17 protein-coding genes are annotated in these 16479 nt (G+C 35.3%); 9 read left to right on the top strand and 8 right to left on the bottom strand.

Translation table 11 applies throughout. From position 1 onward, the window contains the following. Positions 1-184: 184 nt before the first annotated feature. Positions 185-1084, top strand: coding sequence for an ABC transporter ATP-binding protein (locus BN52_RS08280; protein ID WP_008474059.1), 900 nt, complete (start codon positions 185-187; stop codon positions 1082-1084). Beyond that, on the top strand, positions 1077-2303 hold the full coding sequence (locus tag BN52_RS08285) for an ABC transporter permease (RefSeq protein ID WP_008474061.1): 1227 nt from the start codon (positions 1077-1079) through the stop codon (positions 2301-2303). The genes BN52_RS08280 and BN52_RS08285 overlap by 8 nt, the downstream gene beginning before the upstream one ends. A 25-nt stretch (positions 2304-2328) precedes the next feature. Here BN52_RS08285 and BN52_RS10265 read toward each other — a convergent pair whose 3' ends face one another. Then, positions 2329-2469: an SPJ_0845 family protein gene (locus BN52_RS10265; RefSeq protein WP_008474062.1), complete on the bottom strand. Its 141-nt coding sequence runs from the start codon at positions 2467-2469 to the stop codon at positions 2329-2331. 118 nt (positions 2470-2587) lie between these two features. On the opposite strand from BN52_RS10265, the gene BN52_RS08290 reads away from it, so the two are divergent. Next, positions 2588-3103: an SA1002 family membrane protein gene (locus BN52_RS08290; RefSeq protein WP_008474063.1), complete on the top strand. Its 516-nt coding sequence runs from the start codon at positions 2588-2590 to the stop codon at positions 3101-3103. On the opposite strand, the gene BN52_RS08295 is transcribed toward BN52_RS08290, so the two are convergent. The 4 genes from BN52_RS08295 to BN52_RS08310 form a co-directional block, all read right to left on the bottom strand. Further along, on the bottom strand, positions 3100-3624 hold the full coding sequence (locus BN52_RS08295; protein WP_008474064.1) for an NUDIX hydrolase: 525 nt from the start codon (positions 3622-3624) through the stop codon (positions 3100-3102). The two genes, BN52_RS08290 and BN52_RS08295, sit on opposite strands and share 4 nt — an antisense overlap. A gap of 26 nt (positions 3625-3650) precedes the next feature. Then, the gene (locus BN52_RS08300) at positions 3651-4577 is read right to left on the bottom strand and encodes a nucleoside hydrolase (protein ID WP_008474065.1); all 927 of its coding nucleotides are present in this window, start codon (positions 4575-4577) and stop codon (positions 3651-3653) included. 190 nt (positions 4578-4767) lie between these two features. Next, entirely contained in the window at positions 4768-6216 is a 1449-nt protein-coding gene (locus BN52_RS08305) for a 6-phospho-beta-glucosidase (protein WP_008474066.1), read from the bottom strand. 70 nt (positions 6217-6286) lie between these two features. After that, on the bottom strand, positions 6287-7018 hold the full coding sequence (locus BN52_RS08310; RefSeq protein ID WP_008474069.1) for a GntR family transcriptional regulator: 732 nt from the start codon (positions 7016-7018) through the stop codon (positions 6287-6289). 202 nt (positions 7019-7220) lie between these two features. Between BN52_RS08310 and BN52_RS08315 the strand changes: the two genes are divergently transcribed. The 4 genes from BN52_RS08315 to BN52_RS08335 all read left to right on the top strand — a co-directional run bounded on the left by BN52_RS08315 (position 7221) and on the right by BN52_RS08335 (position 10743). After that, positions 7221-7556 carry a PTS sugar transporter subunit IIB gene (locus tag BN52_RS08315; protein ID WP_008474070.1) on the top strand — a complete coding sequence of 112 codons (336 nt, stop codon included), beginning with the start codon at positions 7221-7223 and terminating at the stop codon, positions 7554-7556. A 17-nt stretch (positions 7557-7573) separates the two neighbouring features. Further along, on the top strand, positions 7574-7942 hold the full coding sequence (locus BN52_RS08320; protein ID WP_008474071.1) for a PTS lactose/cellobiose transporter subunit IIA: 369 nt from the start codon (positions 7574-7576) through the stop codon (positions 7940-7942). A 665-nt stretch (positions 7943-8607) separates the two neighbouring features. Beyond that, positions 8608-9951 (top strand): PTS cellobiose transporter subunit IIC, encoded by a 1344-nt coding sequence (gene celB / locus BN52_RS08330; protein WP_008474073.1) that lies wholly within the window; start codon positions 8608-8610, stop codon positions 9949-9951. An 81-nt stretch (positions 9952-10032) separates the two neighbouring features. Then, positions 10033-10743 carry a GntR family transcriptional regulator gene (locus BN52_RS08335; RefSeq protein ID WP_008474074.1) on the top strand — a complete coding sequence of 237 codons (711 nt, stop codon included), beginning with the start codon at positions 10033-10035 and terminating at the stop codon, positions 10741-10743. A 67-nt stretch (positions 10744-10810) separates the two neighbouring features. Here BN52_RS08335 and BN52_RS08340 read toward each other — a convergent pair whose 3' ends face one another. After that, on the bottom strand, positions 10811-11533 hold the full coding sequence (locus BN52_RS08340) for a GntR family transcriptional regulator (protein WP_008474075.1): 723 nt from the start codon (positions 11531-11533) through the stop codon (positions 10811-10813). 137 nt (positions 11534-11670) lie between these two features. Continuing rightward, positions 11671-13095, bottom strand: a complete 1425-nt coding sequence (locus tag BN52_RS08345; RefSeq protein WP_008474076.1) for a PTS sugar transporter subunit IIC — start codon at positions 13093-13095, stop codon at positions 11671-11673. Between the two features lie 114 nt (positions 13096-13209). On the opposite strand from BN52_RS08345, the gene coaBC reads away from it, so the two are divergent. Further along, positions 13210-14412 (top strand): bifunctional phosphopantothenoylcysteine decarboxylase/phosphopantothenate--cysteine ligase CoaBC, encoded by a 1203-nt coding sequence (gene coaBC, locus BN52_RS08350; protein ID WP_008474077.1) that lies wholly within the window; start codon positions 13210-13212, stop codon positions 14410-14412. Then, the gene (locus BN52_RS08355; RefSeq protein ID WP_008474078.1) at positions 14393-15208 is read left to right on the top strand and encodes a Cof-type HAD-IIB family hydrolase; all 816 of its coding nucleotides are present in this window, start codon (positions 14393-14395) and stop codon (positions 15206-15208) included. The genes coaBC and BN52_RS08355 overlap by 20 nt, the downstream gene beginning before the upstream one ends. A 55-nt stretch (positions 15209-15263) precedes the next feature. Here the strand turns inward: BN52_RS08355 and BN52_RS08360 are convergent. Beyond that, a partial coding sequence (locus BN52_RS08360) for an amino acid permease (protein WP_040473520.1) occupies positions 15264-16479 on the bottom strand: 1216 nt, incomplete at its 5' end.

Consider the following 16479-nt stretch of genomic DNA (forward strand, 5'->3'; position numbering starts at 1 on the left):
TTTAAATCATATAAATATTTAAGAAAGCAAGATTAGACTAATGGTTTATGGGTTACCGCAAAAATATTGACACTTACAAAAAGTAAAATATATTTGACTAAAATTCATATGCTTGATAAACTTAAAATATAAAATGTTAAATATAAATGACTTTTAGGGCCGGAGTGGTCCAGAGGAGGGCAGAATGCTTCAGATAGAACAACTTAATAAAAGCTATGGTTCTAAGCAAGTCCTATTTGATATCAATTTAACAGTTGAAGACGGAACTATCTTGGGTTTAATTGGTAAAAATGGCTCAGGTAAAACCACTTTATTTCATAGCATCTTAAACTTTGTGAACTTTCAGGGACAAATAAAGCTTGATGATCATCCAATTTCAGTCAAAGATTATGATCAAATAGGCTATCTTCCTGAAGAGCGTAGTCTAATACAAAAGTTGACTGTTTTTGATCAAATAAAGTACTTAGCTAATTTACATGGCTTGAAAAATTCAGAAGTTAAAGCACAATTGCCTTTATGGCTAGAAAAATTGCAGGTAAAAGGCTCAGCAAATGATAAAATCAAGAGTTTATCTAAAGGGAATCAGCAAAAAGTACAGTTAATTGCGACGCTAATTCATAATCCTAAGTTAGTAATTTTAGATGAACCATTTAGTGGACTTGATCCCGTTAACGTTGATGTAATGAAAAAGGTTATCTTGGATTTAAAGAAATCTGGTGCAACAGTTATTTTTTCAGATCATAACATGGCCAATGTTGAACAATTATGCGATTCAGTGGCAATGATTAATCAAGGAAAATTGGCAATCAACGGAAAAGTAAACGAGGTAAGGGAAAGTTTCGGTTTAACCAGGCTTTTTGTAAGAACTGATAAAAAATTAGAAGAGTTAGCAAGTTTGCCAGGGGTAGAGCAAGTAGAGCTAACGGCTTCTGGTAGCTATCGTTTGCTACTACAAGACGAATCTTTTGGTGAAGAGATCTTCAAGCTCTTATCAGGAGGACAGTACTTAAGAACATTTGATCAAGAACCACCGACTTTAGAAGAGATATTTAAAATGGAAGCTGGGGGGGATAACCATGAATAAAACCTGGATAGTTGCTAAAGAGACGTATATTCGTGCTGTTAAAAATTGGGCTTTCTTATTACTAGTTTTTGGACCGATTATTTTGATGTTGATTTCAGGTGGTGCAGGCTATTTTAGTGCCAGGAATTTTGATACCCCTACAACCAAAAAAATTGGGATTGTGGTCAAAGATCAAGGAATGCAACAAGCTTTCGGTAAAAAATATAAATATTACTCAAATCAGGCAGGAGCTAAAAAAGCAACTAAAACTGATAAGATTAAAGGGTATTTACTCGTTGACGCCCAAAAAAGTAATATCTCTGCAGAATATTATTCAGATGAAAGTCTTGATACTACAGAAAAACAAGAAATTATCGGAAAATTACAAGCATTGCAACAAGCTAAGAATGTCAGTCGTGCAAAACTAACATCAAAACAATTACAGCTTTTAGCGCGGTCTCCTGTTTTTAAGGAAAAAATAGATACTCACCAAAAGAATGTCGATGATACCAAAAAAATAGGTAAAAAAATGGCATTCTATGGTCTAGTGTTTATTCTTTACATGATAGTGCTAACATACAGTCAGATTATTGCTACCGAAATTGCAAAGGAAAAGGGTACGAAGATCATGGAAATGATTTTCTCAAGTATGCCTGGAAAAAACTACTTTGATGGTAAAATTTTGGGAATAGTAGGAGAGTTATTAACACATATTTTGGTATACGTGGTACTAGGTTTTGGGTCTTTTGTAGCAAATAAACAGTTGCCCGAGTTAAATGATTTACTTCAGAGCAGTAAACCAATAATCGACGAATTTATTGGCAATGTCTGGTCTTGGAGTTTGGCATTTATCATAGTCGATGTAATTCTCTTTGTTGTTTACGCAGCAATTTGTGGTGCTATTGTAACTAAAGTTGAAGATGCGAATAAAGCTATTGGGCCTTTGACAACAATTGTGATTGCAGGATTTATGATTGGTTTGATGTTAGGCGATCAACCGAATAATCCAATTGTGGTAGTAAGTTCATACTTACCATTTATTTCTTCGTTTACTATGCCTTTAAGAATAATCAATGGTGAGATTGCAACGTGGAGAATTATGATATCGCTTATAATTCTATTGGCCTTTACAATCATTTCATTTATTGAAATTCGGAAGTATTATCCAAGGTTGGTTTTGCAAACCGATGATTTAAGTTTATTTAAAACAATTAAACGTGCAATTCAAAGTAGGGACTAAAAAAGGTAGCCATTCGGCTACCTTTTTATTTTTCAGCTTTTTTATCTTTGCTGGTTTCAGTTCCTTTTTTACGCTTATTCATAGGCGATTTCTTAGGATCTGGAACAACTGCAAATTTTTCAAGCATCTTATCTAAATTATTTGGATTATCAAAAGTAAGTCCCATGATGACCATCCCTTCATTTTTTGCTATGATGTTAACGAGTATTACAATTTATATTGTACAAGTTATCAAAAAACATAGTCAATAGTTTAGCACTTTAAAAAGAGAGGAAAGAGTAGATATGAAAGTAACATACATTTTCTTAGCAATTGCAATTATTGCTGCTCTAATTGTACTTTTTAAAACTAAAAACAAATTTCAATGGATTAAAGCAGGAGTTCTATTGATCTTTGAGATTTTCTTTAGTACGATCAACTTCATTATTTTATTTTTGCTTACGATTCTAATTATGCGAGATGATGAGGTAGTAAGTTTGGGATCTATTTTCTTCCTGTTAGCGATTTTTATCGTCTTTTCCGGAATAATGCTGTATTCAGGTATGCGGTTTGCAGGGTTATTTTTTGAGTTCTCCAATACTACGCTGACCTTAGTTGAGTATTATATCCAGTGGAGCTTGATCTATGTAACTGTTTATCAAGCGATTTTTAGTAATTTAAAGCACATTGGCTCTATTACTAAATTTATCAAAGTAGGGAATTTTCTTGACCCCAATTTACTTGTGTTTACATTCTTACCGTCATTTATTTCAGCTTGGATTGCGATAATTATGTATAAGCGTCACATTGACGCAATTTAATGCTCAGAGTAGTAAAGATCTTTGCGATCTTTCAAAACAAAAATTAAATCAATAAATTCTGCAAAGTAAGGGATGAATTCTCCTGAAAAAATCATTTGTTTGATTTCCGCTTGACTGGCCCATTTTACTTCAACTACTTCACTTTTTTGTAAAGTTAGATCAGAAATATTGAGATCTAAGTTGAGAGTATAAAAATCATTAAAACCGGTAGGAAAAGTAGTAGTCACTTTAGGACGTATTTCAGAAAAATCTACGGACACGCCAAGTTCTTCTTTGAGTTCACGTTGGATTCCCATTTGACTACTTTCACCGCTTTTAACAGCTCCAGCGGCAGATACATCCCAGAGACTAGGGAATAGTTTCTTATCATCGGTTCTTTTTTGAATTAGCATTTGGCCTTTGGAATTAAAAATAGCAACACCAACAGCTAAACGATACAAGTTTTTGGGCTGCGATTGATCACGGATCATTGTTTGATCCGTTTTTTTATGATTAATATCGTATAAATCAAGTTTTTCCATAAAGTAAATAACTCCTAATTTAACAATTATTGTCTTTTTAGTAATTCGTCGAATTTTTCTAAGAACAATTGATGATTAGCCTTTGTTACTAAAGTAATTGGACATCCATTTGGATCTCTAATAGTTTTACCAGCAGCCATTCCTTCAGTAATAACACTTGCAGTTACTTCTTCGGTTGTAGCAATCTCTGGATATAGGGCACACATAGTAGTTAAAACATCCCAGAGGAATAATTCGGCTGTTGGAATTGAAACAATCATTGCGTAGCCTTGAGCAGCCAAATCAAAAGCCGGGTATCTCCGAAGCTGACTAAGATGCATTCTAAAGCTGTCGTCAATTGGTAATTCTTCGGAACTTTCTAAACCAATCATGTTGATCTTGATTGAGGAATCAAAGACTGTTTTTACAGCATCTGGGTCCCAAAAAGCATTCCATTCTTGAGTACTATCAGCATTTACAGTGAAGACATTTCCATGTCCATCTAATGATCCACCCATCCAATATAACTCTTTGATTTTATTGACAATTTCTGGCTTTTCTTCAAGAGCACGAGCTAGGTCAGTAAGAGGACCAGTCATGACTAAAGTGACAGGCTGATCTGCCTTTTCAAGTTTGTCAATCATATCCAAATGTGCTGGCAAGTTGCTCTTTTTGGTCTTAGGTTTGCCATGCTCGTTTAGCAGTGGCAAATAATTGAAAGAATATGCGGCCATTCGCCAATCATTAGGAAAAGAATTGATAGGACGTGAATTTGAGCGAGCTACTTCAAGTGAATCATTTCGTAGATTGAAACGGTCGGTTAATTTTTGGCAAGCTTCAACAGCTGGATCAACATAGCCATCACCATCGATGACGCCAACACCTAGCAACTTAATATCAGAGGCTTGTAATAGTAACAAGTAGGAAACAAAATCATCGATATTGCCGTCATGATTAATATAAAATTCGCGCATTTGAAAAAGTCCTTTCATACTTCAAACAACTAAATCAAATTAATTTTAACAAGTGCCAGAACAAAAACCAATTAAGATAAGACAAAAAAATAAAGTTGACGTTTTAAGGTTAAGTATATGAATGAAAATAAAAAGATCAAAATCCGTTTTAACTAAGAATTTTGATCTTTGATTTTTTTCTATATGTCAATTACTTTAGGTCTTCACCGTTTGAAGCAATAACTTTCTTGTACCAGTAGAATGAATCCTTTGGTGAGCGGGCAAGAGTTCCTTCACCAGCATCATTCTTGTCAACGTAGATAAAGCCATAACGCTTATCCATTTGACCAGTACCTGCAGATACAAGGTCAATGCATCCCCATGGTAGGTAACCCATTAAGTCTACACCATCAAGCTCGACTGCTTTTTCCATTTCTGAGATATGGCTACGTAAGTAATCAATTCGGTAGTCATCGTGAATTGATCCATCAGCTTCGACTTTATCGTATGCTCCTAAACCATTTTCAACGATGAATAAAGGTTTATGATAACGATCAGTTAGGTGATTCAATGCAATTCTCAAACCGGCAGGATCGATTTCCCAACCCCAGTCGCTTCTAGTTAAAGTTGGGTTTTGAGCAACTGCTTTCGATAAGTCACGTAAATCATCTGGATCAACATTTTCTGATGAAACTGTAGTAGTTTGGTAGTATGAGAAACCAACATAATCAACAGTTCCTTCACGCAATACAATACGATCTTCATCAGTGATGTCTGGACGATAGCCATTTCTTTCAATGTAGGCTTCAACTTCTTTTGGATATTCACCAAAGACATGGACATCTGAGAACCAATCGCGTCTTTGTTCAAACTTATCTGCAAGAATTACGTCCTTTGATGAAGGAGTCAATGGTCTTACAGGTGAGTAATTGATCATGCAACCGATTTGCATATCAGGGTTAATCTTATGACCAAGTTTAACTGCTAAAGCGGAAGCAACCAATTCATAATGAGCTGCTTGATACATAGCAGCTTCTTTTTCTTCATCAGTCATGCCAGGAGTGAACAAAATACCTGAGTTGGTAGCCATCAAGAAATCGTTATTAAAGCTTGATTGGTTGTCGATTTCATTAAAAGTCATCCAGTATTTGACTTTGTTTTGATAGCGTTTGAAGCAAACATCAGCGAAGCGAACGAAGAAGTCAATTAATTTACGGTTAGTGAAACCACCGTATTCCTTTATCAAGTGGAATGGTATTTCAAAGTGGGACAAAGTAACAACAGGTTCAATTCCATATTTGTGGCAAGTATCGAATAACTTGTCATAGAATGCTAAGCCAGCTTCATTTGGTTCAGCTTCATCACCTTTAGGGAAAATTCTAGTCCAAGCAATTGAAGTTCTGAAAGCTTTAAAGCCCATTTCAGCCATTAATTTGATGTCTTCTTCGTAATGGTGGTAGAAATCAATAGCAGAGTGGTTAGGATAGTTTTTACCTTCCAAAACTCCATCAGTAATTTCACGAGGAGTAGTTGCTGAACCAACGGTCATAACGTCGGCAACAGACATTCCTTTACCATCTTCATTCCAAGCACCTTCTAATTGGTGAGCTGCAACGGCACCACCCCATAAAAAGCCTTTAGGCATTTTTGCTGAAAACATAAGTTTAATACCTCTTTCTAAAAATTATGAAATCGTTTACGCAAGGCTATTCTACTATTTACTGTTATTATTAATCAAGCAGAAATTTATTATCGACCTGATTATTGCTGATGCTAAGCGATCCACGATCATATCTAATTCTTGATTCTGATATTTCAAAAGGTCGGCCATCGTTCAATAGTACTTGACGATGAATAGTTAAAATTGGATCGTTTTTTTGGCAGTGGAGATATTTGATATCGTAACTATTGGCTTTTTCTGCCGTAATAATTTGATGAATATCACCAATTTTTAAATGCTGTTGGTTTTCTGCGTACTGATAAACCGAATGCTTTAAAGTTTCTTCGGTCAAATTAGGTAGCAGCTTAAACGGGAAAACACTGTATTCAATTTTGACAGCTTGCCGATTAATACATCTTACGCGTGCAATATCGTATACTTGCTCAAAGGCATCAATGTCAAGACTATGAGCTTCACTGCTACTTGGCATGCGAACTTTAAATGTAAAAATGTCATTGGTGATATCTAATTCATCTTCAATGATACTGGTTAGGCCACGTTTCTCATTGATATCGAAGTCCAAAAAAACGTCAGGGGATGTTTGGGAATTGATATAGGTTCCGTGTCCTTTAATAGTTTTCACTAGATTCTTGTCAATCAATACTTTTAAGGCACGCACAATTGTCACGCGACTTGTGCAATAGATTCGAGCTAGCTCAGTTTGATCAGGTAAACGATCAGTGTAGATTTGGGCTGCAATCTTGCTTTCAATATCATCAGCGATATCTTTATACTTACTCAACGATATCCCCTCCATAAAAGTTTTAAGTAGATAAAGCGCTTACTTTTATTATTATAACGCAAAAAAGAGCAAAACATCTATATTTTTTAAATTATATGTTTAAAAAATGTTTACATTCACCTGAAAGCGTTTTATAATATGACCTGTAATCAAATGAAAGCCCTTTAAAAAGGGCATAGTTATAATTAGGGGAGAAAAAATTATGGCTGAAAAAACTATTATGTTAAACTGTGCTGCTGGTATGAGTACTTCATTGCTTGTTACTAAGATGCAACAAGCTGCTAAGGACAAAGGCTTAGATTACGAAATCTTTGCTTGCCCAGCTTCAGAAGCTGATCAACACCTTGAAAAGGGTGGTATCGATGTAGTATTGCTTGGGCCTCAAGTAAGTTACATGAAGGGTGACTTCGAAGGTAAAGTTGCTGGTAAAGGTAAAGATGGCAAGGACCTTCCTTTAGGCGTTATTGACATGCAAGCATACGGCATGATGAATGGTGAAAAGGTTTTGAACCAAGCTATCGAATTGATGGGTGAATAATTAGAAAGAGTATTCTAATGGCAGAAAAAGTTACTGAAACTGCAGAGCAAAAAGAACAAGAAGCTTTGATGGCTGCTATGGGTTTGATTGCCAATGGTGGTAATGCTAAGAGCCTAGCCTTTGAAGCAATTAGAAAAGCTAAGGTAGGCGACATTGAAGGTGCACGTGAAAAATTAGCTGAAGCAGATAAATCTTTGCTTGAAGCTCATAATTCACAAACTGGAATGCTTACTAAGGAGGCTCAAGGTGACCATATGCCTGTTTCACTATTAGTAGTTCACTCACAAGACCACTTGATGAATGCTATTACTTTTAGAGATTTAGCAGGTGAAATGGTAGACCTTTATGAAAAGCTATATACTTCTGGAGCTTTGAAGAAGGACTAAAAGTAATCAATTAGGCCGGGAACAAAAAGTTCCTGGTCTTTTTATTTTTCTATTGAAAACGATTGCATAAAAATGTATACTTGATTTGTTGAAATTGTTCAGGAAGAATTCTGAAAGGATAGGAAGAAAGTTTGAATAATAGAAACAATACTATTCAAGAAAAAAAGCACGATTTGAGTGTTAGATCAATGTATTTTAGTAGATATCTTATGATTAGATATTTTACTGCAATATATTTGTTTACGAATCTATTCTGGCTTATTTTTGCAATATCCTATCAGAGTTTAATTGGCTCATTCTTTGCTGGAGTAATTTTTGTTTTAATCATTTTGGCTTCAATCGAGCAGGCAAGCAAGTGGCATAAAAAAGATAGCGACTTGAAATACACAAAGATATATTATTTATCTCAGTTTGTATATAACGTAGTATTGATACCACTTTGCTTAACACCTTTGAGAAAGGTTGTCTTTCCGTTTTCCGAAAGTAATGATGTTGCTATGATAATCATTAGTATCTTACTATTAGGTATAGTAGGCTGTCTCATGATTTTTGTTAGAATCAGAAACATTCAAAATGGTAGAGATAAGTATTTGAAGGCGATTAAAACTTTCGAGAACAATCAACAGTAATTTGTTTCGGTTATATTTATATTGGGGAGGATTTTTATGACTGAACAAGCAAAAGCATCTTTTAAAGATACTATGATGCAAAAACTCGGTAAATTTTCCGGTTCAAGATTCGTTCGTGCTATTATGGGAGCTGGATATTCAATTATTGCATTCTCAATTATTGGATCAATGTTCCTGATTTTAACAGTTTTACCACAAGTTATTACTGCTAAAGGATTTGTAGATTTCTATGGAGCTACAATTGGTCGATTTAATAATATCTATACTGTAATTTACAACTCAACTATGGGTATTATTGCCATTTTCTTCGCTGGTTCATTTGCATATAACTATACAGAAATTTACCGTAACGAAGAAAAATTAAATTTGGATCCATTGAACGGTGTTTTCTTAACTTTAATGGCATTGTTCATCACTGTTCCTCAATTAGTCTGGAAGGGTGGCATTGCAGCTTGGGTTAACTCCAACAAAGCTGGTGCAATTGTTGCAAATGGATATGGAGTTGGTGGTTCTGGTTTAACTAGAATTGGTGCAACTGGTATCTTCACAGGTTTAATTGTAGCTTGGATGACTGTTCAAATTTACCGTTACTGCATTAAGCATAATTGGAGCATTAAGATGCCAGCATCTGTTCCTGCAGGTGTTGCAAACTCATTCTCAGCAATGATTCCAGGTTTCATGGTTGCTATTATTGTTGCTTTAATCGATGTTATCTTGATTTTAGCAGGAACTGATATTTTCCAAATTTTATTTATTCCATTCTCATTCATTTCAGCTATTGCTGATAGTTGGTGGGGAGTATTGATCATCATCTTCCTTATTCACTTCTTATGGTGGTTTGGTATCCATGGTGCTACGATTATTTCAAGTTTCTATCAAGCAATTGTTTTATCTAACATGGCTGCAAATGCTGGTGGTGCTCACACTATCTTTGCTGGTGAATTCATGAATGCTTTCGTTGTTATGGGTGGTTCTGGTGCTACTCTAGGTATGGCTATGTGGATGGCTTTCCGTGCAAGATCTAAACAATTGAGAGAATTAGGTAAGCTTGAAGCTGTTCCTGCATTATTTAACATTAATGAACCTGTATTATTTGGTTTACCAATTGTTTATAACATTCAATTGATTGTACCATTTATTTTGGCACCAGTTGCCTCAGGTATGGTTGCTTATGCAGCTATTGCAACGCGTCTAGTACCAAAGATTATTGTTCAACAACCTTGGCCAACTCCTGTAGGTCTTGGTGGTATGATTGCTACTGCCAGTTGGCAAGGATTTGTATTAGCAGTTGTTGATGCAATTATTGCGTTCCTTATTTGGTATCCATTTATTAAGAGATACGATAATCAATTGCTCAAAAAGGAACAAGCTGCTGATTAATTGTTAGCTTATAATATTGTAGAAAAAAACTGGGATGTGCTATAGTTAGTTATCCCAGTTTTTTTATTAAGAAGAGATAATATGAAGAAGTATAAAATTTTAGCCAATGAAATAATTGAATTTATAATAGAAAAGAATTTAAAACGGGGCTATAAACTTCCAAAAGTTAATGAATTTCAGCAAACTTTTGGATATGGAAAATCTACAGTTCTACAAGCTCTTACCTTATTGGATCAGCAAGGAATAATTTATAAGGTACAGGGATCTGGTGTTTTTGTCAGACGAAATCCAGGTGATTTGAAAGAGTATGTTGCTTTGACAGAAAATCTAGGTTTTTATAGTAATAATCAAAATGTAAAAACTCGAGTTTTAAAGTTAGAGGAGTTACGATTACCACCAAAATGGGCTGTTGAAAAGGGATTACCAGCCAGCCCATGCTATAGTGTTAAAAGAATCCGGATTAAAGAAGATGGACCATTTGTTATTGAGCATTCATATTATAGCCAGCAGTCAGTGCCTTATCTTAGTAGAGAAATAGTTGAAGGATCAATTTTTTCGTATATAAGGCAGGCTTTAGGCAAAGATATCAGATTTTCTGAGAAGTACATGCATGTAGTTAAGTTAACTGATGAGCAAGCAGAATTCTTGCAACTAGAAGAAAATGATCCAGCCTTGGAAATTAAAGAGGTATTCTCTTTATCAGATGGCCAAATATTCGATGTTTCTAGATTGGTATATAATTATAAGAATTCAAAATTCTTTAGTCAAAGTTCGGATGAAATATTATCTTAAAGTATTATCAAGCAATAAAAAATCGATAAACCAATATAAAACTGTGGTTTATCGATTTTTCGTTTATTTAGAACCGATTATTCTCAACAATAGTATAGGTTCGACGATCGTATCTATTCCTACTTAATGAATATTCAATCGGTTGACCATTTGTTAGCCAAACAATCTGTTCCAATTCAAGCATCGGATCATCTTCTTTAGCATGAAGATATTTTTGATCATATTTATCTGACTTGCACGCTAAAATACGCCGATAGGCACGACCAAACTTAAGGTGTAACTTTTTATGAATATAACTATAAACTGAATCCTTCAAAATGGTTTCATCTAGATTAGGTACTAATTTTACAGGCATAAAAGTGTGCTCAATGACAAATGGTTCGTTATCTAGAAGTCTTAGTCTAATTATATTGTAAATTGGTTCATTCTTTTTAAGTTCTAAGTTTGCTTGAATTTGCTCATCTGGAAATTCCACTGAAAAATGAAGAATTTTACTTTTAATTCGATCAGGACCAATTTCTTTCTTCAATCCCATAAAGAGGTTGGCAGGTGCATCATTTTTACCCTTAATAGGTATTTGGCTGGCAACAAATGTTCCCAGACCTGATTGTTTATAAACTAAACCTTGTCGCTCCAAACCATCAAGTGCTTTTTTAACGGTTAATCTACTAACGTCAAGTTCTTTAGCAAGAGTTTCCTGATCCGGTAGAAGCGTACTTGCTTTATAAATACCTGCTTTGATTCGTTCTTTAATTTCTTCTGCTACTTGTAAGTATTTAGCTTTTGCCATAATCTATCTCATCTTATTTCTATTTATAATCTTGTTTTCGTAGCATAGCCCAATTAGAGAAAAAGATGCTACATCATCACGATAATCATACCATGAAAGTAGCATTTTTTTCATTATTTAAACTGAATATATGTTAATTATTTACCTGATTGATTAGCCTGTTCACGTTCCATTAAAATTTTGTCATATTTTTTAGCAAAAGGCCAGTAAATCAAAGTTGAGATTAATAAAGTACATGCTTGCCAAATTGCCATCTTCCAACCGTCAATTAGGAAGCCTGAGATAATAGCTGGAGTTGTCCAAGGAGCGGCTACACCATTCAATGGGGGAACGATTCCAAAGCGAATAACCATGTAAGTTGAAGCTGCAACTACAACAGGAGTTAAGAAGAACGGAATTGCTAAGAATGGGTTCATAACAATTGGTAATCCGAATAGGAAAGGCTCATTAATATTGAATAATCCTGGAACAAGTTCAAGTTTACCGATTTCTTTTAATTGCTTTGATTTGGCTGCTACTAAAATAAAAATAATCAAACCAATAGTAATACCTGAACCAGTAAGATTGATGAAGTTGTTATAAAATTCATTAGTAACGACGTGAGCACCTTGAGCAATGGTTAATTTCCCAGCATGGAATAAGTTAGCATTGTCGGCAGTATTGGCCTGAAGCATAGGGGCAACAAGCGATCCCATAATCAAGCCACCATGAACGCCAAAGAACCAGAAGAATGGAACTAAGAAACCAATTGCTAGCGCTCCACCAAAGGAATCTGAGATACCTTGTAGTGGAATTTGTAAGGTATTGTAAATCCAGGTTAAGAAATCTGAATGAGTAAAGGTATTAAAACCAGCAAAGATGAACATGCTACCAATTAACAAAATACCAGAAGGAATCATTGCAGTAAACTGATTAGAAACAGCTGCTGGAACCTGTTCAGGTAACTTAATAGTCCATCCTGCCTTCATTATCTTACTGTAGATAAAACCAACTAATAAACCAACAAGGATCGCAGCAATCATTCCGTCTCCCCCGAGCCACTTTGTGTTGATGACACTAGTAACTGGCGAGGTCATGAAATCTTGCAAGACTTTAGGAAGTTTATCAATATTAGTAGTGACAGCTTTAGCTGACATATTGGCATTACCAGTTGAAATCCCATTTTGAAGTGCACCTAAAAGTGGACTATCAACACATAAATTTTGTAACATTAAGAAGATTGCCGCTGAAGTAAGACCAGGTGCAAGAGGTTCAAAACCTTCATTTTTAACGTAAATATAGGCAATACCAATTGCAGCCCATAAACCCATAAGTGAAAATGTGGTATTGTATGCTTGAGTGAAGAAAGCTCCCCAACCTGAGGCGGTGATTGCATTAGCAACAGAAGGGATGGGGATGTTACTTAAGATCAAAAAAATTGACCCGATAATGATGAACGGTAATGAATAAATCATTCCGTTTTGTAAAGCGACAATTTCCTTAGTGTTAACAAATTTCATTATCGGTGGTAGTATTTTTTGATTAATGAAATTACTAAAACCAGATGTTTGTTTACTAGACATTTATAAGTGCCTCCAACTATGAAAACTCTTTCAACATCTGCTGATAGTATATTACATATGTTCAATAAAGTAAATACATTAATTTTTAAAAGTATATATTTTTAAGGAAAGAAAATGAGAATAACAGTATATTTAACGGGCGGTATAGCTGCTTACAAAGCAGTAGAAGTAATCCGTCAATTGCAGAAGCAACATCATGAAGTAAAAGTGGTTATGACCAAAAATGCGCAAAAATTTGTTACTACGAATTTATTGGCTGCTTTAACCAAGGAACCAGTTCTTGACGATTTATGGACAAAAGACGTTGAAAGTTCTGTACCACATGTAGCATTAGCAAGATGGACTGAACTAGCGGTAATCGTTCCAGCAACCGCAAATTTTATGGCTAAGATAGCCAATGGATTAGCAGACGATGCTGCTTCAACAACACTTTTAGCAACAAATGCTCCTAAATTGATAGTGCCGGCAATGAATGATCAAATGTGGCTTAATCCTGCAACGCAAAGAAATCTTACAATTCTAAAAAAAGATGGTTTTAAAATCATGGAGCCAACAATTGGATTGCTTGCAGAAGGTTATGCAGCTAAAGGTAGAATGCCGGAACCTGATCAAATAGTTGCTTGGGTTGAGAATCAAATTCATCAAGATAGACCTCTAAAAGGAAAGAAAATTATAATTTCAGCAGGAGGTACTATTGAAAGTATAGATCCAGTTCGTTTTATTGGTAATCGTTCAAGTGGAAAAATGGGAATTGCGATTGCCGAGGCAGCACGGGATGCTGGAGCTGAAGTAACACTCGTATATGGAAATGTTAGTGTTGCATTGCCTGAAGGGATTAACCTAATTAAGGCTGAATCTGCACAGGTAATGTATGAAGCAATAAAAAAACAATTTGCATCTTCTGATGCTCTCATTATGGCTGCAGCCGTAGCAGATTGGCGTGCCGAAAAGGTAGCAAATAAAAAAATGAAGAAGCAACCTGACCAACAGAAACTACAATTAGAGTTAGTAAGAAATATTGATATTTTACAAACCATTGGACAAATTAAAAGAGCTGATCAGTTGCTGATTGGTTTTGCTGCTGAAACCAATGATTTACTGGAAAACGCCCAAGCCAAATTAGCCAAAAAGGGTGCAGATTACATTGTGGCCAATGATGTTTCTCAAGACGTCTTTGGTGCAGATCAAGATCAAGTGGTCATTTTGAGCAAGAATAAAAAACCAGAATTTTGGCCTAGAATGACCAAGCAAGAAGTAGCAAATAAAATAATTGATGAATTATTAGAAAGTTTGAAGGATGACAAAAAGAAAAATTGATTTAATTGCAATTGATATTGATGGAACTTTAGTTAATTCGAACAAAGAATTGACAAAAGAGGTTAAAGTTGCGATTGCTAACGCTAGAGAACAGGGTATTAAGATCGTCATTGCAACAGGAAGACCTTTATCTGGAGCAAAAAGATATCTTCAGGAGCTAGATTTGGACGATTATCCAAATGAATATGTTATCAGTTTTAATGGGGCAGTTGTTCAAACGACCAATGGTCAAGCAATTTTTGAACAGAAATTATCTTATGATGCCTATGTCGATTTAGAAGCAATTGCCCGAAAATTAAAGTTGCACTTTCATGCCGTGGCAATGGATCGAATCTACACGGCTGAAAGAGATATTGCTCCTTATACTTTGTATAATTCCAGAATAGTTAAACTGGGAATATCTTATCGAACACAAGCCGAATTAAGGAATGTGGGGTTAATCAAAGCCATGTTCGTTGATGAACCAGATTATCTTGATCAGCAAATAAAAAGTGCATTATTTGCTCAAGTTAAAGACAAAGTTTCATTGGTGAAAACTGAACCGTTTTACTATGAAGCTACGGCAGCTGGTGTTGATAAGGGAACAGGGTTACTTAAGCTGTGCGATCACCTAGACCTTGATCCGGCTAGGGTAATGGCGATAGGTGATGAAGCTAATGATTTACCAATGATTAAAGCTGCGGGAATTGGTGTAGCAATGGGTAATGCTGTTGATGTGACTAAAGCTGGAGCTAATGAAATTACTGCAGACTGTGATCATAATGGCGTTGCTCAAGTTATCAATAAATATCTATAAAAAAGAAAAGAACTTCAATTTGAAGTTCTTTTTATATAATAAAAAATATGTAAAGCTAATTTGATAATTCGCTATGACGATATCCATAAAAGAGATAGAGCATAATCCCAATAATCAGCCAAATTCCTGCCATCAAATAAACGTCATGATTTAGCTGTGTGATCATAAATAGACAAAATAGACCGGAAACGATAGGCACGATAGGATAACCAGGAACTTTAAAACCATCTAATGTATTTAGAGAATATGTCCGCAACTTTAAAATACCAAATGAAACTAGGCAAAAGGCAAATAAGGTACCAAAACTTACCAAATTAGTAAGTTGATCAACGGAAAAGAAAGCTGCGCCACAAGAAATAATGAAGGTTACAACTAAAAGAGCATTTTGAGGTGAATGATATTTTTGGTCCAACTTACCAAAAACTTTTGGCAATAAGCCATCCCTAGCCATCGCGTAAATAAGTCTAGAACTAGAGTAAATCATGGTTAGCATCATCGTAGCCATTCCAATCATCGCACCAATAGATAGTAATTCGGCAAGCCAATCTTGGTGAACGTATTCAAGGGCAAAGGCAACAGGATTTGCTAAATTAAGCTTCGTGTAATTTACCATTCCTGTAAGAACTAAGGAAACACCACTATATAGAACTACAGCTACTAGCAAGGTACCAATAATTCCAATCTGCATGTTTTTTTGTGGATTCTTAACTTCGGCAGCTGAAGCAGATACGACATCAAAACCTAGAAAGGCAAAGAATACAGTGGTAGATCCCTTAATAACACCAGAAAAATGATAAGGCATAAAAGGAACATAATTTTCTGGTTTGATAAAGTGAAGTCCAACTACGATAAAGATTACAATAATTGCTACTTTAATTAGTACAGCTAAATTATTGATTGCAACGGAGCTTTTTAGACCTTGAGAAAGCAAAAATGCTAAAAGTAAGATGACTACAACTGCAACTAAGTCAAAATATGTTCCTTTAGTTGGGTTAAAAGGACCAGATAGTGCTAATGGCAATGATATGCCAAAGTGTTTAATAAATGAAGCAAAATATGACGACCAGCCAGCAGCGACTGTAGCTACTGCTAACATGTATTCAAGGACTAAAGCCCAGCCCATCAGCCAGCCGATGCCTTCTCCATAGATAATCGAGCCATAGGAATATGCTGAACCAGCAATTGGAAAAGTTGATGCAAATTCGGCATAACACATCCCTGCCAAGATACAGATAAAAGCTGCTACAAGAAAGGAAATGCTAACGGCTGGG

This window comes from Lactobacillus gigeriorum DSM 23908 = CRBIP 24.85 (assembly GCF_000296855.1).
GTDB classification, from domain to species: Bacteria; Bacillota; Bacilli; order Lactobacillales; family Lactobacillaceae; genus Lactobacillus; species Lactobacillus gigeriorum.